This is a genomic window from Rhodococcus sp. AQ5-07 (genome assembly GCF_009707305.1).
In the GTDB taxonomy this organism is placed as follows: Bacteria; Actinomycetota; Actinomycetes; order Mycobacteriales; family Mycobacteriaceae; genus Rhodococcus_F; species Rhodococcus_F erythropolis.
Map to the genome: position 1 here is coordinate 2,862,312 of NZ_CP046099.1, position 26,566 is coordinate 2,888,877.

Annotated in this window: 22 protein-coding genes; 13 read left to right on the forward strand and 9 right to left on the reverse strand. The window is 63.3% G+C overall.

The features are described from left to right. Positions 1-25 precede the first annotated feature (25 nt). Both GJB56_RS13075 and GJB56_RS13080 read left to right on the forward strand, forming a co-directional pair. Entirely contained in the window at positions 26-3,835 is a 3,810-nt protein-coding gene (locus GJB56_RS13075) for an ABC transporter ATP-binding protein (RefSeq protein ID WP_113683134.1), read from the forward strand. 175 nt (positions 3,836-4,010) lie between these two features. Next, positions 4,011-7,772: a multifunctional oxoglutarate decarboxylase/oxoglutarate dehydrogenase thiamine pyrophosphate-binding subunit/dihydrolipoyllysine-residue succinyltransferase subunit gene (locus GJB56_RS13080; RefSeq protein WP_019749330.1), complete on the forward strand. Its 3,762-nt coding sequence runs from the start codon at positions 4,011-4,013 to the stop codon at positions 7,770-7,772. A gap of 99 nt (positions 7,773-7,871) precedes the next feature. Here the strand turns inward: GJB56_RS13080 and GJB56_RS13085 are convergent, their stop codons facing one another. Beyond that, complete coding sequence (locus tag GJB56_RS13085) at positions 7,872-8,501, reverse strand: TetR/AcrR family transcriptional regulator (protein ID WP_007736130.1); 630 nt, start codon at positions 8,499-8,501, stop codon at positions 7,872-7,874. A 71-nt stretch (positions 8,502-8,572) separates the two neighbouring features. On the opposite strand from GJB56_RS13085, the gene GJB56_RS13090 reads away from it, so the two are divergent. The 3 genes from GJB56_RS13090 to GJB56_RS13100 all read left to right on the forward strand — a co-directional run bounded on the left by GJB56_RS13090 (position 8,573) and on the right by GJB56_RS13100 (position 11,979). Beyond that, positions 8,573-10,147, forward strand: coding sequence for a flavin-containing monooxygenase (locus GJB56_RS13090; RefSeq protein ID WP_113683135.1), 1,575 nt, complete (start codon positions 8,573-8,575; stop codon positions 10,145-10,147). Beyond that, the gene (locus tag GJB56_RS13095; protein ID WP_113683136.1) at positions 10,144-10,974 is read left to right on the forward strand and encodes an SDR family NAD(P)-dependent oxidoreductase; all 831 of its coding nucleotides are present in this window, start codon (positions 10,144-10,146) and stop codon (positions 10,972-10,974) included. The genes GJB56_RS13090 and GJB56_RS13095 overlap by 4 nt, the downstream gene beginning before the upstream one ends. A 63-nt stretch (positions 10,975-11,037) precedes the next feature. Next, positions 11,038-11,979, forward strand: coding sequence for an alpha/beta hydrolase fold domain-containing protein (locus GJB56_RS13100; RefSeq protein ID WP_113683137.1), 942 nt, complete (start codon positions 11,038-11,040; stop codon positions 11,977-11,979). 51 nt (positions 11,980-12,030) lie between these two features. Here GJB56_RS13100 and GJB56_RS13105 read toward each other — a convergent pair whose 3' ends face one another. Next, positions 12,031-12,915: an ABC transporter substrate-binding protein gene (locus GJB56_RS13105; protein WP_113683329.1), complete on the reverse strand. Its 885-nt coding sequence runs from the start codon at positions 12,913-12,915 to the stop codon at positions 12,031-12,033. A gap of 203 nt (positions 12,916-13,118) precedes the next feature. Here GJB56_RS13105 and GJB56_RS13110 point away from each other — a divergent pair, with 203 nt between their 5' ends. Genes GJB56_RS13110 through GJB56_RS13125 form a run of 4 tightly spaced genes read left to right on the forward strand, consistent with a single transcriptional unit; the run spans position 13,119 to position 16,581 of the window. Then, positions 13,119-14,057: an ABC transporter substrate-binding protein gene (locus GJB56_RS13110; protein WP_020908448.1), complete on the forward strand. Its 939-nt coding sequence runs from the start codon at positions 13,119-13,121 to the stop codon at positions 14,055-14,057. Between the two features lie 4 nt (positions 14,058-14,061). Further along, entirely contained in the window at positions 14,062-15,207 is a 1,146-nt protein-coding gene (locus tag GJB56_RS13115) for an ABC transporter ATP-binding protein (RefSeq protein ID WP_020908449.1), read from the forward strand. Positions 15,208-15,211: 4 nt separating this feature from the next. Next, entirely contained in the window at positions 15,212-15,895 is a 684-nt protein-coding gene (locus tag GJB56_RS13120) for an ABC transporter permease (RefSeq protein ID WP_019749338.1), read from the forward strand. Further along, positions 15,892-16,581, forward strand: coding sequence for an ABC transporter permease (locus tag GJB56_RS13125; RefSeq protein ID WP_069146313.1), 690 nt, complete (start codon positions 15,892-15,894; stop codon positions 16,579-16,581). The genes GJB56_RS13120 and GJB56_RS13125 overlap by 4 nt, the downstream gene beginning before the upstream one ends. Positions 16,582-16,651: 70 nt before the next feature. Here GJB56_RS13125 and GJB56_RS13130 read toward each other — a convergent pair whose 3' ends face one another. The 4 genes from GJB56_RS13130 to GJB56_RS13145 form a co-directional block, all read right to left on the reverse strand. After that, positions 16,652-17,845 carry an NAD(P)-dependent malic enzyme gene (locus GJB56_RS13130; protein ID WP_003945072.1) on the reverse strand — a complete coding sequence of 398 codons (1,194 nt, stop codon included), beginning with the start codon at positions 17,843-17,845 and terminating at the stop codon, positions 16,652-16,654. A 433-nt stretch (positions 17,846-18,278) separates the two neighbouring features. Further along, on the reverse strand, positions 18,279-18,653 hold the full coding sequence (locus tag GJB56_RS13135; protein ID WP_020908450.1) for a hypothetical protein: 375 nt from the start codon (positions 18,651-18,653) through the stop codon (positions 18,279-18,281). 3 nt (positions 18,654-18,656) lie between these two features. Beyond that, the gene (locus GJB56_RS13140; protein ID WP_164490628.1) at positions 18,657-19,271 is read right to left on the reverse strand and encodes a MarC family protein; all 615 of its coding nucleotides are present in this window, start codon (positions 19,269-19,271) and stop codon (positions 18,657-18,659) included. Then, the gene (locus tag GJB56_RS13145) at positions 19,268-20,122 is read right to left on the reverse strand and encodes a PHP domain-containing protein (protein ID WP_070797635.1); all 855 of its coding nucleotides are present in this window, start codon (positions 20,120-20,122) and stop codon (positions 19,268-19,270) included. The genes GJB56_RS13140 and GJB56_RS13145 overlap by 4 nt, the downstream gene beginning before the upstream one ends. 158 nt (positions 20,123-20,280) lie before the next feature. On the opposite strand from GJB56_RS13145, the gene GJB56_RS13150 reads away from it, so the two are divergent. Together GJB56_RS13150 and GJB56_RS13155 are read left to right on the forward strand one after the other, a co-directional pair. Beyond that, positions 20,281-21,351, forward strand: coding sequence for a magnesium and cobalt transport protein CorA (locus tag GJB56_RS13150; RefSeq protein WP_019749341.1), 1,071 nt, complete (start codon positions 20,281-20,283; stop codon positions 21,349-21,351). Between the two features lie 133 nt (positions 21,352-21,484). Then, positions 21,485-21,931 carry an SRPBCC family protein gene (locus tag GJB56_RS13155; protein ID WP_007736117.1) on the forward strand — a complete coding sequence of 149 codons (447 nt, stop codon included), beginning with the start codon at positions 21,485-21,487 and terminating at the stop codon, positions 21,929-21,931. A gap of 25 nt (positions 21,932-21,956) precedes the next feature. On the opposite strand, the gene GJB56_RS13160 is transcribed toward GJB56_RS13155, so the two are convergent. Then, complete coding sequence (locus GJB56_RS13160; RefSeq protein WP_019749342.1) at positions 21,957-22,541, reverse strand: suppressor of fused domain protein; 585 nt, start codon at positions 22,539-22,541, stop codon at positions 21,957-21,959. Positions 22,542-22,612: 71 nt separating this feature from the next. Between GJB56_RS13160 and GJB56_RS13165 the strand changes: the two genes are divergently transcribed. Beyond that, positions 22,613-23,311: a metallophosphoesterase family protein gene (locus tag GJB56_RS13165; RefSeq protein ID WP_113683138.1), complete on the forward strand. Its 699-nt coding sequence runs from the start codon at positions 22,613-22,615 to the stop codon at positions 23,309-23,311. Further along, complete coding sequence (locus GJB56_RS13170) at positions 23,301-24,164, forward strand: hypothetical protein (RefSeq protein WP_003945080.1); 864 nt, start codon at positions 23,301-23,303, stop codon at positions 24,162-24,164. The genes GJB56_RS13165 and GJB56_RS13170 overlap by 11 nt, the downstream gene beginning before the upstream one ends. Here the strand turns inward: GJB56_RS13170 and GJB56_RS13175 are convergent. Then, on the reverse strand, positions 24,157-25,263 hold the full coding sequence (locus GJB56_RS13175) for a winged helix DNA-binding domain-containing protein (protein WP_080910906.1): 1,107 nt from the start codon (positions 25,261-25,263) through the stop codon (positions 24,157-24,159). The genes GJB56_RS13170 and GJB56_RS13175 overlap by 8 nt on opposite strands. Positions 25,264-25,273: 10 nt before the next feature. Further along, positions 25,274-26,539, reverse strand: coding sequence for a sensor histidine kinase (locus tag GJB56_RS13180; protein WP_031331091.1), 1,266 nt, complete (start codon positions 26,537-26,539; stop codon positions 25,274-25,276). Positions 26,540-26,566: the final 27 nt, after the last annotated feature.

Genomic DNA, 26,566 nt, shown 5'->3' on the forward strand with positions numbered 1-26,566 from the left:
GGGGCCGGGTCTACCGTGGATCTCGATGAACACGATCAACACGGACAGTCCGGTAGCTGGAGAGGTGGATCGAGCTCCGGGCTGGATCCGCCGCTTGGCCCACGCATGCTGGTTGCACCGAAGAGTTGCGATCGGCGCGCTACTCGTTACGGTCATCGCCTCTGCGATCGACATCTCGTTTCCTCTCCTGACCCGCTATGCGCTCGACGCCGCAAGCCAGGAGAACCCGGGCAAGGTGATCGGGTTCGTCGCGTCGGCGATCGCGTTGCTCGCGATCGTCCGCTTCGCGTGCCAGTACGGCCGACGGATGCTTGCCGGCCGACTCTCGCTCGACGTTCAACACGACTTGCGGCTCGCCCTGCTCGGTTCGCTGCAACGCCTCGACGGACGCGGGCAGGATCAGATCCGCACAGGCCAGGTGGTCTCCCGGTCCATCACGGATCTGCAGCTCGTCCAGGGTTTACTCGCGATGGTGCCGATGTCCGCGGGAGCGCTCCTGCAATTCGTGCTGGCGATCGGCATCATGGCGTGGCTCTCGCCGCTGTTGACTCTCGTCGCTGTCGCCGTCATCCCAGCAGTAGGGCTGGTGGTGTTCCTGATGCGACCGATGCTCTTCGCCGCAACATGGTCCGCGCAGCAGCGGGCCGCCGACCTCGCCCAACACGTCGAGGAAACTGTCACCGGCGTTCGCGTCGTCAAGGGATTCGGGCAGGAACAACGAGCCGTCGACCAGCTGGAGAAACACAGCCGCACGCTGTACTCCGAGCGCCTTCGCGCCGCGTGGTTGAACGCGAAATTCGCGCCAACCATGGCCGCCTTGCCCCAGCTCGGGCAGGTGGGAGTGATCGCTCTCGGCGGGTATCTCGCACTGCACGACAAGATCACCGTGGGAACGTTTCTCGCGTTCGCCACCTACATCGTGACGATGACCGGAGTCACCCGAACTCTGTCGTCGGTCATCGTCATGGCGCAGCTGGCGCGCGCCGCTGTAGAGCGTGTCTACGACGTCATCAACGCTCAGCCGGACATCGCCGATCCAGACCATCCGGTGGACCTGCCCGACGGTCCTCTCGGAGTCACCTTCGACGACGTGGCATTCGGATTCGACACCGAACGCGACGTCCTGACCGGGCTGAACCTCCGCATAGAACCGGGCGAGACCGTCGCCGTCGTGGGTCCGGCCGCGTCGGGCAAGACCGCGTTGTCCTTGCTTCTCCCGCGGTTCTACGCACCGACTTCGGGTGCGGTGACAGTCGATACCGCCGGCGAGACGTTCCCCATCGGCGAACTGCGCAGTGAGCAACTTCGTGCCGCCGTCAGCCTCGTCTTCGACGAGCCCTTCCTGTTCTCGGACACCATTGCCGCCAACATCGCACTTGGCCGCGAGGACGCCTCCGACGAGGACATCCGCGACGCAGCAGCACTGGCACAGGCAGATTCGTTCATCGAGGCACTCCCGGACGGATACGACACCGTTGTCGGTGAACGAGGTCTGACGCTGTCGGGCGGCCAGCGTCAGCGCATCGCACTTGCCAGGGCACTGCTCGTCGACCCACGGATCCTGGTCCTCGACGACGCGACCTCCGCAGTCGATGCGGCTACCGAAGCCGCGATCTTCGACGCGTTCCGGGCCAGACGGCGCCAGACCACGCTCATCCTCGCTCACCGGCGGTCCACCCTGACGCTCGCAGACCGGGTCGCGGTTCTCGACGGCGGACGGATCATCGACTCCGGAACCGTGGACGAACTGGAAGCGCGATGTCCGCTCTTTCGTGCTCTGTTCTCCTCGCCGCCGGAACTACCGGCCGAACTCGACGATGTCGACTCCGATGCTTTCGGACGTGACCGCAGCGAGCCGACAACCGAGCAGTTGTGGCCGCAGGCACCGGAATCCGAAGCCGACAGCACAGCCGCTACGACGCAGGGTGCGGGCGGACCGATGGCCGGAGCGCTCAGCGGAATCGCGGTGACGCCGTCCCTGCGGGCAGCAGTCGATGCTCTCCCACCCGCACGCGAAGACCCCGGAATCGCTCCTGAGAGCCTGCGCGAATCGAATCCACAGTTCTCACTCCGACAGATCTTGACGCCGGTCCGCTGGGTTCTACTGGCGGTTGTCGTGTGCCTTGCCCTGGACTCCGCAGCGGCGATCGCATTTCCCTCCCTCGTCAGATACGCGATCGACCACGGAGTCGTGACCGCGGACAGCAGCACGCTCTGGATAGCGACGGCATTCGGCGCCCTCCTGGTCGCCGCGGACTGGGTCGTCGTCGCGGTCATGACGGTGCTCACCGCCCGGGCCGGCGAACGCGTGTTGTTCGGGCTCCGCGTACGCAGCTATGCACACCTACAGCGTCTGGGTCTGGACTACTACGAACGTGAATTGTCCGGGCGCATCATGACGCGCATGACCACCGACGTCGACGCGCTGTCGTCGTTCATCCAAACCGGCATGTCGACGGCGATCGTGAGCGTCCTGACCGTCGGCGGCATTTCGATCGCACTCCTGGCGACCGACGTGACGCTCGGGCTGGTGGCGCTGGCCGTCATCCCACCGCTCGTGGTTGCGACCGTGATCTTCCGCAAGATCTCCTCGGTTGCCTACAGCCAGTCCCGCGAACGGATCTCGCTCGTCAATGCCGACTTCCAGGAGAACATCGCCGGTCTGCGAGCGGCTCAGGCCTACCGCCGCGAAGAAGGTGCGGCGCGTAGGTTCGCAGAACGCTCCGAGAGCTACCGCCGATCGCGGATGCGGTCGCAGCGAGCCATTTCGATCTACTTCCCGTTCATCTCGTTCCTGTCCGACCTCGCGTTGGCCGCAGTGGTGTTCGTCGGCGCGCACCAGATCGCCAACGGGTCGACGTCACCCGGCGTACTGATCGCGTTCGTGCTCTACCTCGGCCTGCTGTTCGGACCGATTCAGCAACTCTCACAAGTGTTCGATGGTTACCAACAGGCAAACGTCGGATTGCAACGAATCGGTGACCTTCTGCGTACTCGGAGTTCGATCGAAACAGCCGACAGCGAGGATCTGATCGCGATCTCCGGACGGCTCGACGGCGCCGTTTATCTCGACGGGGTCGGGTTCCGGTACTCGGGTGCGGACGTCGACGCCCTCTCCGATTTCGATCTGCAGATTCCGCCGGGCACGACGGTTGCCCTCGTCGGCAGAACTGGTGCCGGGAAGTCGACGGTGGTGAAGTTGCTCGCCCGCTTCTACGACCCGACGTCCGGATCCGTCGACGTGGACGGAACCGACATCCGGAACTTCCACCTCTCGCAGTACCGACGTCGCCTCGGCGTGGTCCCGCAAGAGGCGCATCTGTTCACCGGCACGGTCGCCGACAACATCGCGTACGGGAGGCCGTCGGCGTCGCGCGCGGAGATCGAGGAAGCGGCGCGTTCCGTCGGCGCACTGAATTCGATAGCCGACATGCGTGGAGGCATGAATCATCCCGTCGGCGAGCGCGGCCAGGGGCTCTCGGCGGGCCAACGCCAACTGATCGCATTGGCCCGTGCCGAACTGGTCGACCCGGACCTTCTGCTCCTCGACGAGGCGACCGCGACGCTCGATCCCGCGACCGAACGAATGGTGCTCGAAGCAAGTCGGTCGGTCACCCGGAAACGGACTTCCGTCGTCGTAGCTCACCGCCTCGCGACAGCTGCCCGAGCGGACCTCGTTGTCGTAGTTGACCGGGGACGTATCGTTGAATACGGCCCGCACGATGTTCTGCGGTATGCCGGTGGTCACTACTCGGGACTCTGGGATGCATCGCAGGCGCGTGAGGGGAATAATCTGACGTCGAGAACTGTCATCGAAGGCAACCCCGTCGCGTGACAGTCGGCACGGATTTGTACCGCCGAGAGGTAGTGCGCGATCGCAAGATCACGGACTTCCGTGAGACAGCTCACAAATTGTGTGCCGCACAATTGCTCGTCACACGCTCGGGCTAATCTCATATATATAGGCGCTCTGATCGGGTACCGAAATAGAAACGAGGCGAACACCTGCCGTGAGCAGCAGTTCTACATCCCAATTCGGACAGAACCAGTGGCTGGTTGACGAGATGTACCAACGCTTCCAGGACGATCCGTCGTCCGTGGATCCCAGTTGGCACGAATTCTTGACCGATTACTCGCCGGACTCGGCGAACACGGGAGGTGGAAACGGGACTGCCTCGAACGGCAACGCGGCTGCACCCGCCGCTGTTGTAGCTCCGCCTGCTGCTCCCAAGGCCACGCCTCCCGCCCCCAAGACCGCACCTCCTGCGCCGCCTGCCAAGGCGGCCGCACCGGCCCCCGCGAAGACGGCAGCGCCCGCCGCGAAGGCCGCCCCCGCCAAGCCTGCAGCAGCCAAGCCTGCGGCCGCTCCCGCGAAGCCCGCTCCCGCCGGCGGAGCCGAGGAAACCAAGGTTCTCCGCGGCGCCGCAGCAGCAGTCGTCAAGAACATGTCGCTCTCGCTCGAGATTCCGACAGCAACCAGCGTGCGTGCCATCCCCGCGAAGCTGATGTTCGACAACCGCATCGTCATCAACAACCACCTCGCGCGTACCCGCGGCGGCAAGATCTCGTTCACCCACCTCCTGGGTTACGCGATCGTCCAGGCAGTCAACGCGTTCCCCAACATGAACCGGCACTTCGCCGAAATCGACGGCAAGCCGAACGCGGTCACCCCCGAGCACACCAATCTCGGACTCGCGATCGACCTTCCCGGCAAGGACGGCAACCGCTCACTGGTTGTTGCCGCCATCCGGAACACCGAGTCGATGAACTTCGTCCAGTTCCACGCGGCGTACGAGGACATCGTCCGACGCGCCCGTGAAGGCAAGCTCACCGGCGAAGACTTCACCGGCGTCACCATTTCGCTGACCAACCCGGGCGGCATCGGCACGGTTCACTCCGTTCCTCGCCTGATGAAGGGCCAGGGCGCCATCATCGGTGCCGGCGCGATGGAATACCCCGCCGAGTTCCAGGGCGCCAGCGACGAGAAGCTGGCCGAGATGGGCGTCGGCAAGTTGATGACTCTCACCTCGACCTACGATCACCGCATCATCCAGGGTGCCGAGTCGGGCGATTTCCTGCGCACGATCCACAACCTGCTGATCAGCGACGAGTTCTACGACGAGATCTTCCACGCGCTCGGCAACCCGTACGAGCCGGTGCGTTGGCGCAAGGACGTGCCGGAAGGCGCTGTCGACAAGAACACCCGTGTTCTCGAACTGATCGCTGCATACCGTGACCGCGGCCACCTCATGGCCGACACGGACCCGTTGCAGTTCGTCAAGGACAAGTTCCACAGCCACCCCGACCTCGACGTCATCAGCCACGGCCTGACGTTGTGGGATCTGGACCGCGAGTTCAAGGTCGGCGGCTTCCACGGCCAAGAGAAGATGAAGCTGCGCGACGTGTTGAGCGTGCTGCGCGACGCGTACTGCCGCCACGTCGGCGTCGAGTACACGCACATCCTCGAGACGGATCAGCGTCAGTGGATCCAGGACCGCGTCGAGGGCCATCACGCCAAGCCTTCGGTCGCTCAGCAGAAGTACATCCTGAGCAAGCTCAACGCCGCCGAGGCCTTCGAGACGTTCCTGCAGACCAAGTACGTCGGCCAGAAGCGCTTCTCGCTCGAAGGCGCCGAAGCCGTCATCCCGATGATGGACGCCGTGATCGACCAGGCCGCCGAGCACCAGCTCGACGAGGTCGTCATCGGAATGCCGCACCGTGGCCGTCTCAACGTGCTTGCCAACATCGTCGGCAAGCCGTACTCCAAGATCTTCACGGAGTTCGAGGGCAACATGAACCCGGCAGCCGCTCACGGCTCCGGCGACGTGAAGTACCACCTGGGCGCCAGCGGAACGTACATCCAGATGTTCGGTGACAACGACATCGCTGTCTCCTTGACCGCCAACCCGTCTCACCTCGAGGCCGTCGACCCGGTTCTCGAAGGCCTGGTCCGCGCAAAGCAGGACATCCTCGACAAGGGCGAAGAAGGCTTCACCGTCCTGCCGCTCATGCTGCACGGTGACGCTGCATTCGCCGGTCAGGGCGTTGTCGCCGAGACGCTGAACCTCTCGCTGCTTCGCGGCTACCGCACCGGCGGCACCGTACACATCGTCGTGAACAACCAGGTCGGCTTCACCACCGCTCCGGAACATTCACGCTCGTCCGAGTACTGCACCGACGTCGCGAAGATGATCGCCGCACCGGTCTTCCACGTCAACGGCGACGACCCCGAGGCGTGCGTCTGGGTTGCTCAGCTGGCCGTCGACTTCCGTGAGAAGTTCGGCAAGGACGTCGTCATCGACCTCATCTGCTACCGCCGCCGCGGTCACAACGAGGGCGACGATCCGTCGATGACCCAGCCGGCGATGTACGACGTCATCGACACCAAGCGCAGCGTTCGTAAGAGCTACACCGAGTCCCTCATCGGCCGCGGTGACATCTCGCTCAAGGAAGCCGAAGACGCACTTCGCGACTACCAGGGCCAGCTCGAACGGGTGTTCAACGAGGTCCGTGAACTCGAGAAGTTCCAGCCCGAACCGTCCGAGTCCGTCGAACTCGACCAGACTCCCCCGGCTCGCCTGACCACGGCTGTCGCTCCCGAGGTCCTCGAGCGCATCGGTGATGCGTTCGTCAACGTCCCCGACGGCTTCACCGTTCACCCGCGCGTCAAGCCGGTTGCCGAGAAGCGCCGCGAGATGGCCCGTGAGGGACATGTCGACTGGGCGTTCGCAGAATTGCTCGCGTTCGGCTCGTTGGCCGAGCAGGGTGCCTTGATCCGCCTCGCCGGTCAGGACTCCAAGCGTGGAACGTTCACGCAGCGTCACTCGGTCCTCATCGACCGCAAGACCGGCAACGAGTACAGCCCGATCGCCAAGATCGCTGCCGACGCCGAAAACGGCGGCAAGTTCATGGTCTACGACTCCGCACTCACCGAGTACGCAGGTCTGGGCTTCGAGTACGGATACTCGGTGGGTAACCCCGACGCTCTGGTCCTGTGGGAAGCGCAGTTCGGTGACTTCGTCAACGGCGCGCAGACCATCATCGACGAGTTCATCTCTTCGGGTGAGGCCAAGTGGGGTCAGCTCTCCGACGTCGTGCTGCTCCTGCCGCACGGTCACGAGGGTCAGGGTCCGGACCACACCTCCGGTCGCATCGAGCGTTTCCTTCAGCTGTGTGCAGAAGGCTCGATGACCGTTGCGGTTCCGTCGACTCCGGCCAGCTACTTCCACCTGCTGCGTCGCCATCACCTAGACGGCATCCGCCGTCCACTGGTGGTCTTCACGCCCAAGTCGATGCTGCGTAACAAGGCTGCAGTCAGCAACGTCGAGGACTTCACGACGGGCAAGTTCCGTTCGGTCTTCGAGGAGCCTGCATTCGAGAGCGGCGAAAGCGCCCGCGAATCGGTCAAGCGGGTTCTGCTGGTCAGCGGCAAGCTGTACTGGGAGCTTCTGGCGAAGAAGCACAAGGACGAGCGTGACGACATCGCAATCGTGCGCATGGAGCAGCTCTACCCCGTGCCGAAGCGTCGTCTCAAGGAGACCCTGGACCGTTACCCGAATGCGGATCAGTTCCGTTGGGTTCAGGAAGAGCCCGCAAACCAGGGTGCGTGGCCGTTCCTCGGACTGGCTCTGCCGGATCTTCTGCCGGAGACCTTGACCGGCATCAAGCGCATCTCGCGTCGTCCGATGTCCGCTCCCTCTTCGGGATCGAGCAAGGTGCACGCGGTGGAGCAGCAGGAGATCTTGGACGAGGCGTTCCTGCCGACCAACTGAGCAGTGGCGTTCCTGCCGACCAAGTAAGCAGTGGCAGTACCCAAAGGCCGGGCCCCACATTCCGCAAGGAGTGTGGGGCCCGGCCTTTCTGCGTTCACGTCAATTCGATTGCAGCAGACCCAGATCCGGCCCGGCATCGAAGCCGACGGCGGCCAGTGCCAACGCGGGCAACGACTGAACCGTCAGGTCGATCAGTTCCTCGCGGGTGATTGCGGGCGCGCGGAGCCAACTGATGGTGGCTTCCTCGACAAACGCGATCCAACCTCGAACGGCCAACTCCACCTGAGGCGTTCGAGTCAGGCCGATCTTGGGGAGCTGATCGAGGGTTCTCTTGGCCATGATGTCGCGAGTCTGCTCGAACACCTCACGCATCTGCGGATCCCCGCTGGCGGTCCCCCGGAGCAGCGAGACGTAGGTATTGCGGTTCTCGGTCACGTAGTCGACGTACGACGCCAGCACCGATCGGAGGGTGAGCATCGGATCGTCCGACTCGCTCGGCTCCGTGCGCTGGAGCATCTGTTCACTGCTGTGTCGGACGATGGCGAGATGGAACTCGCTTTTCGACGCGAAGTAGTGGAACAGAAGCCCACGCGACACCCCCGCTTGATCGGCGATGTCCTCGACGGAAATCTGCTCGAGCGGCCGTTCGGCCAGCATGCGCGCCCCGAGGTCGATGAGTTGCGCTCGGCGTTGCGCAGGGTCGAGCCGCGTTCGCTTTACTGCGTCCATGCCCAATAGACTACTGAATATCCGTCAATAAGCTATTGACCATGACTCAATAAAGGCATATCGTTCCCTACATGAGTCTTCCAGTTACAGATACCTCAGCACCTGCCGCGGATACTCGCCACGTCGGCACACTGATCATCGGCAGCGGTTTCGCCGGTCTCGGTGCGGCGATCAAACTGGCACAGGCCGGCATCACCGACTATGTCGTTCTCGAGCGCGGCAACGACGTCGGTGGAACCTGGCGTGACAACAGCTACCCGGGCGCCGCGTGTGACGTGCCGTCGCATTTGTACTCGTACTCTTTTGCACTCAATCCGGAGTGGACGCGCTCCTTCTCCACCCAGCCCGAGATCTACAAGTACATCCAGTCGGTGGCCAACCGCCACAAGGTGCTCGACAAGCACATCTTCGACTGCGACGTTCTCTCAGCCCGATGGGACGAGTCGTCGGCTCAGTGGCACGTCAGCACCAACAAGGGTGAATTCGTCGCAAAGATCGTCGTCTCGGCCGTCGGCGCACTGTGTGAGCCTTCACTTCCGGACATCAAGGGCATCGACGGATTCAAGGGCGAGATCTTCCACTCCTCGCGCTGGAACCACGATGCCGATCTGACGGGCAAGCGCGTGGCCGTCATCGGAACCGGCGCCTCCGCCATCCAGATCGTGCCCGCTATCGGCAAGAAGGTCTCACACCTCGACGTGTACCAGCGCACGGCGCCGTGGATCCTGCCCCGCGCAGACCGCGAGTACACCAAGATCGAGCATCTCGCGTTCAAGTACCTCCCCGGCTTCCAGAAGTTGTGCCGCACCGGTATCTACTGGATGCGAGAGACGCAGGTCGTCGGCCTGGCCAAGGCGCCGGTCTTCATGAAGCCGCTGCAGTTCGCCGCCGAGCGTCACCTGAAGGCTCAGATCAAGGACAAGGATCTTCGTAAGAAGGTCATGCCCAACTTCCAGATCGGCTGCAAGCGCATGCTGATCTCGAACAACTACTTCCCCACCCTCGCCCAGGACAATGTCGACCTGGTGACCGAAGGCATCGAGGAGGTCACCGCCAGCGGGATCGTCTCGAAGACCGGCACCACCCGTGAGATCGATGCCATCGTCGTTGCGACCGGATTCCACGTCACCGACTCCCCCACCTTCGCGGGAATCTTCGGCAAGGACGGACGCTCGCTCGCCGAGGTCTTCGAAGAGACCGGCATGCAGGGATACAAGGGCGCGGCAGTTGCCAACTTCCCCAACATGTTCTTCCTGGTCGGCCCCAACACCGGCCTCGGACATTCGTCGATGGTCTTCATGATCGAGTCGCAGATCAACTACCTGGTCGACGCGATCGCCACCATCGACAAGTACGACATCGGCACCATCGAGGTGCGCAAGGACAAGCAGGACAAGTACAACAAGGACCTGCAGGCAGCTATGTCCAAGAGCGTGTGGAACAACGGCGGTTGCGCCAGCTGGTACATGGACAAGCACGGAAACAACACCACCCTGTGGCCTGGCTTCACCTTCCAGTTCCGCAATGCCACCAAGCATTTCGACCTCGCGGCATACCGCAGCGTCGCCACCTCGGATCTCGGCGCCGTCGGCACCGCGACCACTTCACAGATCGACCTCGACGACGAGAAGGCAGTAGCACAATGAGTGATTTTGCAGGCAAGGTCGTAGTCATCACCGGAGCGGGATCGGGCATCGGTCGCGCACTCGCACTGAACCTGGCCGGCCAGGGCGCCAAGTTGGCGATCTCCGACGTGGACACCGTCGGGCTCGCCGAGACAGCACGTCTGGTGGAGGCCATCGGCGCCGCGGTGAAGTCGGACCATCTCGACGTCACCCAGCGCGAGGCGGTTCTCGAGTACGCCGACGCGGTTGTCGCCCATTTCGGCAAGGTCAACCAGATCTACAACAACGCCGGAATCGCGTACCACGGCACCTTCGAGAAGTCCGAGTTCAAGGACTTCGAACGTGTCATGGACGTCGACTTCTGGGGAGTTGTCAACGGCACCAAGGCATTCCTTCCCCACGTCATCGCCTCCGGTGACGGGCACATCGTGAACGTGTCGAGCCTCTTCGGTCTGCTGTCGATGCCGGGTCAGAGCGCCTACAACTCGGCCAAGTTCGCCGTTCGCGGTTTCACCGAGTCGCTTCGCCAGGAAATGCTGATCGCCAAGCACCCGGTGAAGGTGACCTGTGTGCACCCGGGCGGAATCAAGACCGCCATCGCACGCAACGCCACCGCAGGTCCGGGCGAAGATCTTGCGGTCTTCTCCGAGTTCTTCGACCGCAAGCTCGCGCGCACCACTCCGGAGGACGCCGCCAAGACGATCGTCAACGGTGTTCGCAAGAGCAAGCCGCGAGTTCTCATCGGGATGGACGCAATCGCACTCGACGCCTGGGTTCGCCTCGTAGGATCGGGCTACCAGCGCATCGTCGCGATCGTCGCCGGCCGAATGATGCCCAAGTCCAGCTGAGTTCGTTTCACAGCGTCGTTCGTTTCACAGCGCAGTTCGCATAAAGAGTCAGGAGCCCTGCCGGTGAGCACGTTCACCCTTCCGCTGCCCGTGGTCGCATTCTTGTTGAAGCCGTACTTCCGTCTGGCTTTCAACTCGCGGCTGCCGTATCGGATTCAACGTCTGCTGCTCGAGGCCGGGGCACCGCTACAGCAGGTTCCAGCGGGCGCCGTCGTGCGCCCGCTGGAGCTGGCTTGCCGACCGGCTGAGAAGATCACCGTCGGCGCAACCGAGCGCCCCACCGCAGTTCTCTACCTGCACGGCGGGGCGTACACGCTGGGTTCGCTGGCCACACACCGTTCTCTCGCAGCTCATCTCGCCCGTGAGTCGTCCAGTGCGGTCTTCACCTTGGACTACCGTCTCGCGCCGGAGAATCCGTATCCCGCCGCTCTCGACGACGCGGTCTCAGCCTTCATGCAGTTAGTCACCGAGTTCGACTATTCGGAAGACCGCGTTGCCATTGCCGGCGATTCGGCCGGTGGCGGTTTGGCCGCGGCGACCGCTCTGCGTCTGATCGAGCGTCACGGCGTGACCCCCGGCGCGCTCGCACTGATCTCGCCGTGGGTCGATCCCGGCGATCGGGGTGCTACCAAAAAGGCCGACCTGGTGGTCAACACAGCTTGGTCCTTCGATGCCGCCGACGCTTACCTTGCCGGCGGCGACCGTACTGATCCTGGCTACGCGCCGACGCACGGCAAGCTCGACGGGTTGCCGCCCACCAGGATTCACGTCGGTTCCGAGGAGGTCCTCTACCCGCAGATCATGACGTTCACCGACAAGCTCTCCGCTGCCGGCGTCGACGTGTCCCTGGTGGAGTACGCACGACTGTGGCATGTGGCTCACGCACAGGCGTCACTGGTGAAGGAAGCAGCAGACGCCGTTGCCGACCTCGGCCAGTTCATCGCATCGAAACTGATTCGTGCCAAGGATGATTCGAGTTCAGCAGTGGGATCGAACAGTCACTGACGGGTGGCCCACTCCGTCCATGTCACTGACGGGTGGCCCACTCCGTCCATGTCACTGACGGGTGTCCCACCAGGTTCGGGCCACTTCCGGGGCTGACGTCTTGCCAGTCCGCACCTGCTCGATCATTGCGGCGAGATCAGTGGTGGACAGTTCACCCGCAACGACGCTGAGCGCCTTGACAGCCGAATCTCCCAGTGCGCCCGCCCGAAAGAGCGGAACGACATTCTGCGCAGCCAGAACGTGATTCGAATCAGCGAGCACTGTGACGGCGTCGGATTGTGCCAGCGCTGACAGCGTCGTGGTTCCGAATACCTGTGCACCGGGTACGTCTGCCGGCGTTGCCTGATCGACGCCGGCGAAGACACACTCGGCGCCCTCGGCCAACTGTTCCACTGCCCCGTCCTCGACGAATCTCGCGGAGACGAGCGGCGTCGCCGCGGCGCACGAAGGAGCAAAGGCTTCTATCGTCTTCACTCCCAACGACTGTGCGTATGCGGTGTCGAGTGCGAGGACCGCACGATCTTCGGCCATCGCATAGTCGGAGACCGAAAGACCCTCCGGCAGAGAGCGACTCAAGGCTTCGAAGACGTCGTCGGCCTTGCGGGCCGGGGATGACGGGTCGTAGTGATCGAGCAGCGCACCGGTGAACTCGGGCACCAAGGTGACTCGCGCTGCGTCCAGAGCCTCGAGTGATTGGGTTCTGCCTCCACCCACCGATTCGACGCGAGCCGACAGACCGGAGGATGAGAGCACCGTCGAATACACCTCGGCCAACACCGAACTCTCCACTGATGCGTCAGCAGCCACCACGATCTGGTCACGAGACTCCGCTCCGGCGCTCTCTACCACCGAATCACCGTTTGCGCATCCGCTGAGAATTGGCAGGACCATCAGTGCTGCAACAACAGTCGAATACTTCGTGCGTGTGCTCTTCACCGAAATCCTCACATCCAATCCCATGGATCGAAAACCGTGCCATGTCGGTACCTATCGTTACACTTGTCGGGCGATGCGCGGTAACCAGTCCTGACGCAGCCACTCGGTGGCGGCGCCGTCGAAGCCACTCGGGTGGCTTCGCCACAAGGGGATGGTTTCCGACGCCCGAAACACGGGACGCCCGAAAAACCGGAAGGACGCTCATGCGCACCTCACGATTTCGTTCCAACCGTTGGCTCGTAGCCGCGGCAACCGTTGTCTCTCTCACTGCACTGACAGCGTGCGGTAGCAGTGACGGTGACTCCAACAGCGATCCCAACGCGGTCGTCGTCGGCTCCGCCAACTTCACCGAATCCGAGACGATCGCCAACATCTACGCCGAAGCACTGCGTGTCAACGGGTTCGATGTGTCCACGTCGTTCAACGTCGGCAGCCGTGAGGCGTACATTCCGGCGCTCAAGGACGGGTCGATCAGCGTCATTCCGGATTACACGGGAAATCTCCTGCAGTACTTGGATCCCGACAGCACGGCCACCAGCTCCGCTGATGTCCTCGCCGCTCTTCCCGCAGCTCTCGGGTCGGAATTGGCAATTGCGACGCCTGCATCCGCCGAGGACAAGGACGCCGTCGTCGTCACCAAGGAAACCGCTGAGAAGTGGAACCTGAAGACGATCGCCGATCTGGCTCCGCATTCCGCCGAGGTCAAGTTCGGCGCTCCGGCCGAGTTCCAGGAACGTCCAGCCGGATTGCCCGGTTTGAAGTCCAATTACGGTCTCGACATCTCGGCAGCCAACTTCGTCCCGATCGCCGACGGCGGTGGACCGGCAACAGTGAAGGCTCTCTCGTCCGGCGACATCACGGCGGCAAACATCTTCACGACGTCTGCCTCCATCCCGGCAAACAACTTCGTGGTTCTCGAAGACCCGAAGAACAATTTCCCGGCTCAGAACGTGGTGCCGGTGCTGCGCGCGTCGAAGTCTTCCGACAAGTTGAAGACAGTCCTCGATGCGGTGTCCGCCAAGCTCACCACCGAAGAGTTGTTGGCACTCAACGTCCAGGTGTCCGGCGACACCAAGACGGAGCCTGCAGCGGCGGCCAAGGCGTGGGTGACGGCGCAGGGCCTCGACAAGCCGGTCTCGTAGTCACGTGATCACATTCGAGGGCGTCACCAAGCAGTACCCGGACGGCACCACCGCCGTCGACCGTCTCGATCTCACCATCGAGGCCGAGTCGTTCACGGTGTTCGTGGGGCCGTCCGGGTGCGGCAAGACGACGTCGATGCGCATGATCAACCGGATGATCACACCGACGTCGGGCAAGATCTTCGTCGACGGTCGTGACATCGCCCAGACCGACGCGGTGAAGCTGCGTCTCGGCATCGGGTACGTCATCCAGAACGCCGGCTTGCTTCCGCATCGCACCGTGATCGACAACGTCGCAACAGTTCCGGTACTGCGCGGTGAGTCCCGCCGCGCAGCGCGCAAAGCCGCGTTGGGGGTACTCGAACGAGTCGGTCTGGACATCTCCCTTGCCACCCGCTATCCCGGGCAACTCTCGGGTGGGCAGCAACAACGTGTGGGAGTTGCGCGAGCATTGGCTGCCGATCCGCCGATCCTGTTGATGGACGAGCCCTTCAGCGCCGTCGACCCGGTGGTGCGTGAGGATCTGCAGACCGAAATGCTCCGTCTTCAAAGCGAACTGAAGAAGACGATCGTCTTTGTCACCCACGACATCGACGAGGCAGTCAAACTCGGTGATCACATTGCCGTCTTCGGTCCCGGCGGGCGGCTTCAGCAGGTTGCGGCACCTCGCGACGTGTTGGCCGCACCGGCAACGGATTTTGTCGCCGGATTTGTCGGACGCGATCGCGGATATCGGGGATTGTCGTTCCGCGCTGCCGACGAGGTTCCGTTACACCCCGTACGCACGGCCGTCGAGAACGAATTGAAGGCTCTGCGTCTCGAATTGGGCGAGTGGGTTCTCGTGGTCACGGACAGCGGAAGTCCACAGGGATGGATCGACGTGACCGGCGTCGAAGGCCTGCGCTCGGGACGCACTCTCGCGCAGTCGACGTCGGCCGGTGGTTCGTTGTTCTCCCCCGGCGGTGATCTGCGCCAAGCACTCGATGCGGCAATCTCGTCCCCTTCCGGTATCGGCGTTGCCGTCGACGGCGAGGGAGCGGTCATCGGCGGGATCCTCGGGTCCGAAGTCGTGGCGAAATTGGCAGATCAGCGTCGACGCGAGGACGAGGAACGCAACCGAGTCGCCTTCACCGAGGGATTCGGGGCGTAGCGGCATGCGCTGGCTCATCGACAATTTCTCGACGGTCGTGGACTACTCGAAGACCCATCTGTATCTGGCGCTGCTGCCCTTGTTGATCGGTCTCCTGATTGCTGTTCCGGTCGGAACAGCGATCCGCAACGTCAGATGGCTGCGCCGAATCACGTTGACCCTGGCGAGCATTGCGTTCACGATTCCGTCGCTCGCGCTGTTCGTCACCATCCCCCAGCTGTTCGGACTCAAGACCCTTGATCCGCTCAACGTCGTGATCGCACTGAGCGTCTATGCGACGGCACTGCTCATCCGGGCCGTGCCCGAAGCACTCGATTCGGTGCCGGACAACGTCATCGACGCTTCCACCGCCGTCGGGTTCACACCGCTACGACGCGCCCTGACGGTCGAGTTGCCGTTGGCACTGCCGGTGATGATCGCGAACATCAGAGTTATTGCCGTTACCAATATTTCGCTGGTTTCGGTCGGATCGCTGATCGGAATCGGCGGGCTGGGAGTTCTGTTCAAACAGGGCTACGACCGCGACTACCCGGACCAGATCGTTGCCGGCATCATCGCGATTGTCGTGCTGGCCCTGGCGCTCGACCTGATCCTGTATCTGATCGGCCGATTCCTGACCCCGTGGACCAGAACATCGACCTCGTCGAAGGTCCCCGCCGTCGTGGCTGCCGAGGGGGAACCCGTATGAGCATCTTCACCGGAGCCTGGGACTTCATCGTCGATCCCGGAAATTGGAGCGGCGACACCGGAATCGGCACCCGCATCCTCCAGCACCTCTGGTACAGCGTTCTGGCCGTGGCGCTTTCGGCTGTGATCGCGGTGCCCATCGGATTACTCATCGGCCATCTGCGCCGCGGTGAGATCGTGGTCGTCAGTCTGGTCAACGCACTGCGGTCGCTGCCCACTCTCGGCCTGCTGACCTTCCTCGTTCTTCTCATGGGCCTGGGAGTGATGCCGCCGATTCTCGCCCTCGTCATCCTCGGCATTCCCCCACTACTCGCCGGCACGTACGCCGGAATTGCCAGCGTCGACCGCGGCGTCGTCGAGGCCGCGCGGGCGATGGGTATGACCGAACTCCAAGTGCTCTTCCGCGTCGAGATACCCAATGCGCTGCCATTGGTTCTCGGCGGACTGCGTAACGCGACACTGCAGGTGATTGCCACGGCAACGGTCGCCGCCTACGTCAACCTCGGCGGCCTCGGCCGGTACATCTTCGACGGTCTCGCGCTCTACAAGTACGACCGAGTGGTCGTCGGCGCAATCCTGGTCGCGGTTGTGGCTCTGGTCGTGGACGGCTTACTGGCGCTGGTGGTCTGGGCATCGGTTCCCGGGACCGGCAGGCTGCGCCGAACACCCGACCTCACTCGTCTGTAGATCGGTACATACGAAAAGCCCCGATCGGAACCTTGTGTGCGGGTCCCGATCGGGGCTTTCGTAGTCCCTCTTAGCTGGTCACGCCCTCAGCATGCGCTGCGGCCGCGACGGCTTCCGCTACTGCGGGTGCCACGCGAGGGTCGAGTGGGCTGGGGACGATTTTGTCCGCCGCCAACTCGTCGCCGACCACCGACAGGATTGCCTCGGCGGCAGCGAGCTTCATACCTTCGGTGATGCGACGGGCGCCGGCGTCGAGCGCGCCCTTGAACACACCGGGGAAGGCGAGAACATTGTTGATCTGGTTCGGGAAATCACTGCGACCCGTAGCCACGATCGCCGCGTACTTCGACGCGGTTTCGGGGTGAATCTCCGGGTCCGGGTTGGAGAGCGCGAACACGATCGACTCGGGAGCCATCGAAGCGATGAGCTCCTCGGGGATCTTGCCCGCCGAGACACCGAGGAACACGTCGGCACCTTCGAGAGCCTCGATGGCACCACCGTGCAGGTCGCGGGGATTGGTGCGGGCCGCGAGTTCTGCCTTCACGTCGTTGAGGTCGCTGCGCTCACCCGAGATGATGCCCTTCGAATCCAGCACGATGACGTCGCTGATTCCGGCGGCGAGCAGGATGTTCGCGCAGGCAACACCCGCAGCACCGGCGCCGGAGATGACGACCTTGAGTGTGGTGATGTCGCGGCTCTGGACCTTCACGGCGCCCTTGAGGGCAGCGAGGACCACGATGGCGGTTCCGTGCTGATCGTCGTGCATGACGGGGCAGTCGAGGGCTTCGATGACGCGCTTTTCGATCTCGAAGCAACGCGGCGCCGAAATGTCCTCGAGGTTGACCGCGCCGAAGCTCGGGCGCAGACGGATGAGCGTCTCGACGATCTCGTCGGGATCCTTGGTGTCGAGAACCAGCGGAATGGAGTTCAGTCCGGCGAAGTTCTTGAACAGTGCCGACTTGCCCTCCATGACGGGCAGCGACGCGCGGGGGCCGATGTCGCCGAGTCCGAGAACCGCGGTTCCGTCGCTGACCACGACGACGAGTCGGTTGGTCCACGTGTATCGATCGGCGAGGGTTTCGTCTGCAGCGATGGCGCGGCTCACCTGAGCAACACCCGGCGTGTAGGCGATCGAGAGGGCCCGCTGCGTATCGAGCGGCGCGGTGGTCTCGACCGAGAGCTTGCCACCGACGTGAGCGGCAAAGATTTCTTCGTCGGTCAACTCGACCTTGGGTACGTTGATGGCTTCAGTCACGAGGGACACGATGACACTCCTGATTAGTCCAGCCTCAAGCGGGGCTGGGTTACTGGGAAGTAATCCTTCGGACCGCTGCGAAACCACGTTCACAACGGTCAGAGATCATTTCTTCCGCGAACGACTACTGAGAAGAAGAGCATTCGGCGTGCGCGAGAAAGTGGGCCGCAATACATCCGAAGCGTCATGGTGTGGGGCGGGTGAGCCCTGGCGTATCCATGCAATCTAGGTTTCGGGAGAAATTCTGACGAAACCTGCACTTCGGGGCCGGGCTGTGGCGCCGCCTCGAAGTAACTCCAGTTTGCCACCAGAGTCGGATCACAATCAAATCCTCCAAGCGGTCGGATTCCTCACCACACTCGAACCCGAGCCGTCATCCCCACCGTGTCATCCCCACCGTGTCATCCCACCCAGTCATCCCCACCGTGTCATCCCCACCCAGTCATCCCCACCACTGCGTCACCAACAACAGCCCCGCCACCACGAGCACGACCACCGATCCGGCAACTGCCGCGATACCCCGCCTGCGGTCGCACCAGATCTGCGCGGCCAAAGCAACCACCGAGGCCGCAATGTGCGCGGTGATCGACGTTGTTCCCGGACCCGGGAATCCGCGGTTGCCGCCCAGATATGCCGAACCGATGATCACGAGTGTCAAGACCACGATTCCGGCCGCCACGGTGCCGCTCAGGGCGCGTAAAGCGCGAACCAGCAGCCATTGTCGTTTGTCGGCGGGATAGTCGTAATCGTCTTCGTACTGATAGTCCTGATAATCCTGGTACCGGTAGTCGTCCTCGTACCTGTCGTCGTATGTCATCTCTTACGCTCCCGCGACGAATCCGCGGACTGATTCCGCAATGAGTTGAACTGCGATGGCGGCGAGCAAAAGACCGGCGATGCGTGCCAGCAGGCTGATGCCACCCTCACCCAGTATCCGGATCAGTGCCGTCGAGAAGCGCAGGACCACGAACAGCACGAGGTGGATGGACAGAATCGCCAACGCGATCGCCAGATACGACGCCGCTTCACCATCGGCCTGGGCGACAAAGACGATGACAGCCGCAATTGCACCGGGACCGGCCATCATCGGCGTTCCCAGAGGAACGAGTGCGACGTTGACGTCGTCGGCTCCCTGCGGACGGTTGGAGGCCTTTCCGGTCAGCAGTTCGAGTGCGATGAGAAGCAGGAGTAATCCGCCTGCGCCCTGCAATGCCGGAATGCCGATGTGGAGGTAGTTGAGGATCGCCTGACCGCCGATGGCAAAGACCGAGATGACCGCAAGGGAGACGGCGGGGGCCTGCCATGCCGCTCGGTTGCGATCTTCACGGCTTTTGCGGCCGACCAGTGACAAGAACACCGGGATGACTCCGGGCGGGTCCATGATCACGAACAGCGTGATGAACACGGTGAGGTAGAGCGTGGTGTCGAGCATCAGCGCCCAAGTACCTCCACGCCGGTGGCAGCCGAGACGAGTTTGTCGAACTCGGCCTCGTCCGTGAGCTCGTCGCCGAGTCCGATCGTCTTGTTCTCGCCGTGGTAGTCCGAGGATCCGGTGACTGCCAAGCCCAGGTCGACGGCCAGGCTGCGCAGGACGCCACGATCGTCGCTGCGATGGTCCGGGTGATCGACTTCGAGACCCCCGAGACCCAGATCGGCCAGATCACGGATGTGGTCGAGCGCAAGCAATCCGCCGCGCGAACGGGCCCGTCCATGCGCAAGGACAGTTACTCCCCCGGCCGCTGCCACCAGTTCGACGGCGTACTCGAGCGGAGTGTCGTACTTGGGAACGTCGTATCGCCCTCGACTGGACAACAGGTCGGAGAAAGCCTCACTGATGCTCGACACCACTCCCGCTCGCATCAGGGCCGCTGCGACGTGCGGGCGTCCGACGGACGGACCGGCGTCAGCCAGGATCTGATCGGGATCGACGGGCAGACCGTCGCGCGCCATCATGGTCGTCATCACCCGGATACGTTCGACGCGTTCGGCGCGCAGTCGCTCACGTTCCTTGGCGAATTCGGGGTGCGTCGGATCGAACAGGTACGCCAGAAGATGAACAGCGACCGGCCAGCCACGCTCACCTCGACCTTCGCACGACATCTCCATCCCACGAACCAGGCTGACGCCGGCCGGCAAGGCGTGCGCCGCCTCGGCCCAGCCCGAAGTCGTGTCGTGATCGGTGATGGCGACGACGTCGAGTCCGGCGTCGGCTGCGGCGCGCATGAGGGCAGCCGGGGTATCGGTGCCGTCCGATGCGTTGGAGTGGGTGTGAAGGTCTATTCGCACTGTTCCAGTGTGTCAGCAATCGGCAACTTCATCGCGCTCCGGTGGGCGAGCCGGAAGCTGACGTACGATTACGCCGCAGCGGCAGCGCAATTCGATCACGTGTCGCTGCAGTGCCGTTCCCCTGCACTACAGACCGAGAAGGAGCGAGCGTGCCAACCATGCCGTCACTGCCGAATTGGTCGAACGGCAAATCGACGCAAGCCGATGCGCCCAAGATCCCCGTTCCGGCAGCCCGCGCGATCGTCGACTGCGCGGTCTACGTTGACGGCGTGCGGTTGCCGGGCAAGTACACGCACCGCGCCGCGTTGGCCGAGGTCCGTAGTCGAGACAACGCGTTCGTCTGGGTGGGCATGCATGCACCCGACGAAGGCCAGATGCAAGATGTCGCAGCAACTTTCGGACTCCACGAGTTGATGGTCGAGGATGCCGTCCATGCACACGAGCGCCCGAAACTCGAACGCTACGACGACGTCATGTTCCTGGTGCTGCGCACGGTCGTCTACGTACCGCACGAGTCCGTGGCGACGGCGAGCGAGATCGTCGAAACCGGCGAGATCATGGTGTTCGTCGGTCCCGACTTCGTGGTGACCGTCCGGCACGGGGATCACTCCGAACTGGCAAGCGTGCGCAAGTCACTCGAGCAGAATCCCGAGCGCCTCGCCATGGGCCCGTTCGCGGTGCTGCACGCGATCACCGACCACGTCGTCGACAGCTATCTCTCCGTCATTCAACTCGTCGAGCAGGACGTCGACAGCATGGAAGAGTTGGTGTTCAACCCGCGGAACACCGTTGCCGTCGAGCATATCTACCTGCTCAAACGTGAAATCGTCGAACTACGACGCTCGGTCACTCCACTCGGATTGCCACTGCTCCAGCTGACCCAGCCCGCGGGCGGCCTCGTCCCGAAGGAGATCCGGCGATACTTCCGTGACGTAAGGGATCACCACACGATCGTGGCCGAACGTATCTCGGAATACGACGAGGTGTTGAGCTCTCTGGTCGATGCCGCACTCGCGAAGATCGCGGTGCAACAGAACACCGACATGCGCAAGATCTCGGCTTGGGTCGCTATCGCCGCCGTGCCGACGGGCGTTGCCGGTATCTACGGAATGAACTTCGAGAACATGCCGGAACTCGGTTACAAGTACGGCTATCAGTCCATCCTGTTCCTCATCGCGTCGGTGTGTGTCGGCTTGTTCTTTCTCTTCCGTCGCAACAACTGGCTGTGAACCTCGCACGCTGACTCCCTGTACTTGCCACCGTCGCAGGCGGACAATGGATATGGGTACGCATTTTCATTCCGTTCCCGAAATTCATTTTGCGACAAGCAAATTCAGATCCAGGAGAGATGGAGGAACAACCATGCCTACAGTCGAGCAGTCTGTAGAGATCGCGTTGCCACCCAAGGACGTCTGGGAGTACATCGCCGTCGCCGAGAACTGGCCCAACTGGGAGAATTCGATGGTCGAGTGCAAACAGATCACCGACGGCCCGATGGGCGTGGGAAGCCGTTGGCACGGCGTCTCGAGAATCCTGGGCAAGCGCCTCGAGTGGACATCCGAATTCACCGAGTACGACCCACCGAGATCGTCGAAATCGACGTCCGTCGAAAGTCCGGTCAGCTTCTCGCAGACCACGACATGCGAAGAAGTCGGTGACGGCACTCGGGTCACCTACCGACTCGACAGCGAAAGCGGACTAGGAGGCGTATTCGGCAAGATGGCCGACCCGATCGTCACGAAAGCATTTTCACGGACGGTTCGGGTAAGTCTCGAGAACTTGGCGGACATACTCGTGCACGCCGAATGATCTGACGGACAAAGCGCCGGCGCAGCTAGAGCGAGGCAGCGGAACGGTGCGGATCGCGAATGTCGATCCCCGCCTCGGTCCACGCTTCCCGCAGCGCCTCCGCGCCGCGCAGACGCACCCAGGCGGCTTCGGTACCGGTCAGGGGGACCACGCCGAGGAAGCGCACCGGATCGAACGGCTCCGGCAGCGTCAGGTCGGCGATCCCGCTGTCACCGAGAAGCACCGCCGTGAACGCAGTGTCCTTCCACAGCGGCTCGCCCAGGTCCAACAGTGCGTCCTCGAGCAGCACGACGCCTTCGACGGACGGCGCCGCAGCCAGCACCGCGAGCGTCCTGGCCACACCCGACGCGACACCCGTGCCACCGCGCAGGGTGAGCACCAACTCGGCGCGAGGACCGCGTGTGGGGTCTGCGACCAGTTCATTGGGGTCGCCCATCGGATGACGCGAGCACCCCAGTGTGACGTAGCGGACCAGGCCGTCGGGTGATTCGAAACGCAGCACGTCCAGCGGTTCGACACCGAGGAACGTCACTGAGGCCGCGGTGGGGTCCGGCCCCTCGATACTGCTGACGAGATGGGCCCGGACGGAAGATACGACGCTGTCTGACACTCGTCCATCTAAACACCGTGCCCGCGAGGTTCGCAGCGCAGATACCTCGCGGTGGCGGTAGCGTCGTCGAAATGGTCTCCGTTCTCGCTGTCAGCGACGAGACCGTCGAATTCCTGTGGAGCAGTCAAGTTCGTTCACTCGGAGTCGACGTGATCCTCGGCGCGGGCGACCTGCCGTTTGCGTATCTGGAGTACCTGTCTGACCAACTGAATGCGCCGTGCGTGTTCGTTCCCGGAAACCACGACGTCGATCTGTCCGGATATTCGAACAAGAGATCCGGTTGGATGCGGGCGGGTATGCCGGCGCAGTGGCCCGGCCCGACCGGCGCAGTCAACGCAGACGGACGCATCGTGACCGTCGCCGGTCTGCGGATCGCGGGCCTCGGTGGTTCCATCCGATACAACACGGGTCCCAATCAGTGGTCCGAGCGCCAGCAGAGCCGACGCGCCCGCTCGCTCACCTGGCGAAACGCCTGGCAGTCGCGGCTTCCCGGCGGCCGGGCGGGCGTGGATGTGCTGCTCACCCACAGCCCCGCCCGCGGTGTCGGCGACGCCGAGGATCGGCCACATCGTGGGTTCGAATGCTTCACCCCCTTGATCCACACCCTCGATCCGACGGTCATGATTCACGGACACATCCACCCGCACGGGCGAACACCTCTCGATCTGGAGGTAGGCCGGACTATCGTGCTCAATACCGTCGGCTTCACGCTGATGGAGATTTCCCCAGGTACTCCGCCGACGATCGTGAGGCGCCGACATGGCTCGTGACACCGGATTTCCCACAGCCGACGCGGAAAACGACTTCGCTCGTCAGCGTCGACGCGCCGACGTTGCCCGTCTGGTCAGTTGGCTACGACGCGAACCGGACGACGTCAACGCGATCCTGCCGTTCGACGAGGTTGTCGCAGCGCTCGGCAAGGTTGGTGAGAAGTCTCTGGGTCTACAGGTCGTCACCATCGAATCGATAGTCGGAAGTGTCGACCGCACAGGTGATTTCGACAGGTACTTCCGTCCGACGTCCACTCATTCGCGCGCTCGTTGGGAGCGACTTGCGGTGGCGCAACGACGCGGCGAATCGGTGCCACCCGTTCAGTTGTACCGTGTCGGCTCCATGCATTTCGTGATCGACGGACACCACCGAGTGTCCATTGCGTGTGCGATGCACCAGAAGACAATCGACGCGTACGTCACCGAGATCATCACGCGCATCTCGCCGGAAGGCATCACTCAGCGCGCCGATCTGCTCATCAAGGACCATCGCCGACTCTTCCTCACTCGCGTTCCGCTGCAGGGTTCACAACGCGAAGCTGTCCAGGTCACCGACCCGTGGGAGTACGCCGAACTCAGTGAGTGCGTGGAGGCGTGGGGTTTTCGGCTCATGCAGGAAAAGGGTGAGTTCCTCGGCCGAGACACGGTCGCCCGGCGCTGGTTCGGCGAGGAGTTTCTCCCCGTCGTGCGAATGCTGAGGGGCGCAGACATGTTGCCCGAGCACACCGACGCCGAGGCGTACTTGTGGATCGCCCGGGAGCGGTACCGACTGGTGCGGCGGCACATGTGGAATGACGAGATCGTGGCCGAACTACGCGATCGAGCACCGCGAAAGCACAAGCCTGCTACGTAGCGACAGCGAACCGCACCTCTCGGGTCGGGATCTTCGGGTGCATGAACTTCAGCAACGAACGCGCTTCTTTCTCGATGGACGCGAGCGCGGTCTTCGGTTGCTGCGCAAACAGAGTCGCGCTCAACTCGACGGTCTCCTTGGCCGGCGTCACCGTCGCGAATCCCACCACCTTTCCGCGCACCAGGATGGCGGGCTTGATTATGCCGTTGACGGTGAAGACGCGAGTTCGATACTGCTCGTCCATAATTCGCGAGCGGTCGGCGTGCGAGAGCAGGATGTTGTCGAACGGAGCAAGGATTCTGACCGGCGGTGTTCCGGAGGTCGGTCGTGGCGCATCCGGCAGGTCGAACACCTCGGCCCCTTTCGCGTTGACAAAGGTGATCAAGCCCGGACGTAGCCTCTCGAAGACTTCGGCGAGTCTCGTGAGCCCCGACCACGCTTGCGCATCCTTCACGCTCGCGGGCCCGAAGGCAGCCAGATAGCGCAGCACCATCGCGTCGGGATCTGGAGTTGAACTCACCTCTGCGCCAAGCCAATTCTCCAACGTCGTCAGTGCCGGTGCTCCGGATCGTCCCCACAGACCTCGCGGTGGGACCTGCACCATCGGCAGAAGCCCTCGAACTCCGTGCGCCAGTCCTTCGGCCGCGTGGCCGGGAAAGCGCTCTGCCAGTATCGGTCTCATCTGCATCTGAGTAAGCGGCCCGTCCGCTACCAGGTCACGCCCCGCCTGCGCAAGCGCGTCGAGATCCAACCCGGTGAGCGCCGCACGCTGAGTGCTGTTGGTGTGGAGATCGCGTTCCATGATCGTCTGAACCGTGGCCCGGAAGGGACCCGCATCGGCGGCCGAGAGGGCAAAGACCGTGCCCCGCATGGCAACCAGCCGCACCACCTGGCGCTTCTCGACAAGGGTGGAGAGGTCTTCTGCCGCAAAGTTCTTCAGCCGCGCCCACAGTGCCAGGTAGGGCGGATTCGGCGCCTGGGCCTGCAGACCTGCCAGGTGCTCGATCGCATCCAACGCGCTGACCTCGGCCCGCCGCAGCAGGAACTGCCGCGCCAGAGTCGCCAGGTTGAGCTCGCGATCAGTGATCAGTGCAGCCATCGACAACTCCTCAACGATCGTGGTCAGGGGCGGTGACGATCTCGAACGGTATCTCGACTCGCGCGAGGGTTCCGGACTCTTCACCCGGTCCGACCGAGAACGAGCCACCAGCGGCAACCACACGCAGTTCGTGCGAGAGCAGTCCGATGTGCCCGGCGGCCCGTCGTTGGGCAATCCGATCGGCGCTGATCCCCCGACCGTCGTCCGAGACCACGAGCACCGCACGGTGGTCCAGTCGTGCAAGCTCGATCCGGACGTTCTGCGCGCCGGCATGTTTGACGACGTTGCCCAGAAGTTCTCGGGTGGCGCCGAACAAGACCTCGTCGGCAGACGTGCGTAAATCGTCGTTCCAGCCCGAAGTGTCGACGTCGACCACCACTCCGCCGCGTCCCTGCGCCGAGCGCGCGAGGTCCCCGATCGCGCGGGCAAGGCCAACGTGGACGAGAACTGTGGGATGCAGTTCCGAGACGGACGACCTCAGCAGCGTTGTCGCTTCACCAAGCGCTTTCCCAGCTCGCGCCAATGCGACGGGTTCCGCACTGCCTGCCAATTCGTCGAGATCCATCCGCGCCGCGAGAACGTACTGGAGCGCCCCGTCGTGCAGTTGCTCGGACAGTTCTGTGCGCTCACGCTGCTCGAGCCCCATGAGTTCGGCCAGAAGACTCGTGCGGTGGCCGACGAGGTGCCCGATGGTCAACACTCGTGATCTTTGAATCCGAGTCAATCCGATTGCGCCCGCACCCACCCCGGCCAAGGCCATGGTACTCAGCAGGATCGACGGCCACGGCTCGGAATTCGAAGTCATCGTTGCCCAACTGGAAGCAAAAAACACACCGATCGTGCAGGCAACGACGCCGACACACACGTCCGTCCGCAGTTGCGTACACGCAAGAACCGGAATCACGAAGAGCCCGTTGCTCAAGATGTCGGCGGTCCAACTCTGCTCGGCTGCGAGACCGGTCAGCAATGTCAGAGTTGCGAGCACGGCGAGGTCGACGAACAAGCCGAGCCAGATCATCGTCACCGGGCCGGTGCCGCCTCTGCGGATCCACAGCGCCACGGCTGCCGACCAGAGGGCATAGGCGCCCAGAATCGCGAAACACCATCCCGCGTCGTTCATCGGCGGGACGAAGATCAGCGTCAGGGCGATGAACAGCACCAGAGCGCCGCGCACCGTCAGTTGGAGGTACGCACCGCGGTAGGCGTGTTCGCGCATGATCCGTTCGAGGTCCGGGCCGCCGGGCAGGTGCTCGGTTCGTACCGAGGATTCGTTCATCTGTCCTCCTGTGCCGCCCATCCCAGT

Bases quoted from the DNA above. Each gene is read 5' to 3' on its own strand.
- GJB56_RS13170 (WP_003945080.1), top strand. From the start codon at position 23,301: ATGGCTCGTGACACCGGATTTCCCACAGCCGACGCGGAAAACGACTTC.
- GJB56_RS13135 (WP_020908450.1), bottom strand. From the start codon at position 18,653: ATGACATACGACGACAGGTACGAGGACGACTACCGGTACCAGGATTAT.
- GJB56_RS13120 (WP_019749338.1), top strand. From the start codon at position 15,212: ATGCGCTGGCTCATCGACAATTTCTCGACGGTCGTGGACTACTCGAAG.
- GJB56_RS13095 (WP_113683136.1), top strand. From the start codon at position 10,144: ATGAGTGATTTTGCAGGCAAGGTCGTAGTCATCACCGGAGCGGGATCG.
- GJB56_RS13110 (WP_020908448.1), top strand. From the start codon at position 13,119: ATGCGCACCTCACGATTTCGTTCCAACCGTTGGCTCGTAGCCGCGGCA.
- GJB56_RS13150 (WP_019749341.1), top strand. From the start codon at position 20,281: ATGCCGTCACTGCCGAATTGGTCGAACGGCAAATCGACGCAAGCCGAT.
- GJB56_RS13155 (WP_007736117.1), top strand. From the start codon at position 21,485: ATGCCTACAGTCGAGCAGTCTGTAGAGATCGCGTTGCCACCCAAGGAC.
- GJB56_RS13165 (WP_113683138.1), top strand. From the start codon at position 22,613: ATGGTCTCCGTTCTCGCTGTCAGCGACGAGACCGTCGAATTCCTGTGG.
- GJB56_RS13175 (WP_080910906.1), bottom strand. From the start codon at position 25,263: ATGGCTGCACTGATCACTGATCGCGAGCTCAACCTGGCGACTCTGGCG.
- GJB56_RS13085 (WP_007736130.1), bottom strand. From the start codon at position 8,501: ATGGACGCAGTAAAGCGAACGCGGCTCGACCCTGCGCAACGCCGAGCG.
- GJB56_RS13090 (WP_113683135.1), top strand. From the start codon at position 8,573: ATGAGTCTTCCAGTTACAGATACCTCAGCACCTGCCGCGGATACTCGC.
- GJB56_RS13180 (WP_031331091.1), bottom strand. From the start codon at position 26,539: ATGAACGAATCCTCGGTACGAACCGAGCACCTGCCCGGCGGCCCGGAC.
- GJB56_RS13125 (WP_069146313.1), top strand. From the start codon at position 15,892: ATGAGCATCTTCACCGGAGCCTGGGACTTCATCGTCGATCCCGGAAAT.
- GJB56_RS13075 (WP_113683134.1), top strand. From the start codon at position 26: ATGAACACGATCAACACGGACAGTCCGGTAGCTGGAGAGGTGGATCGA.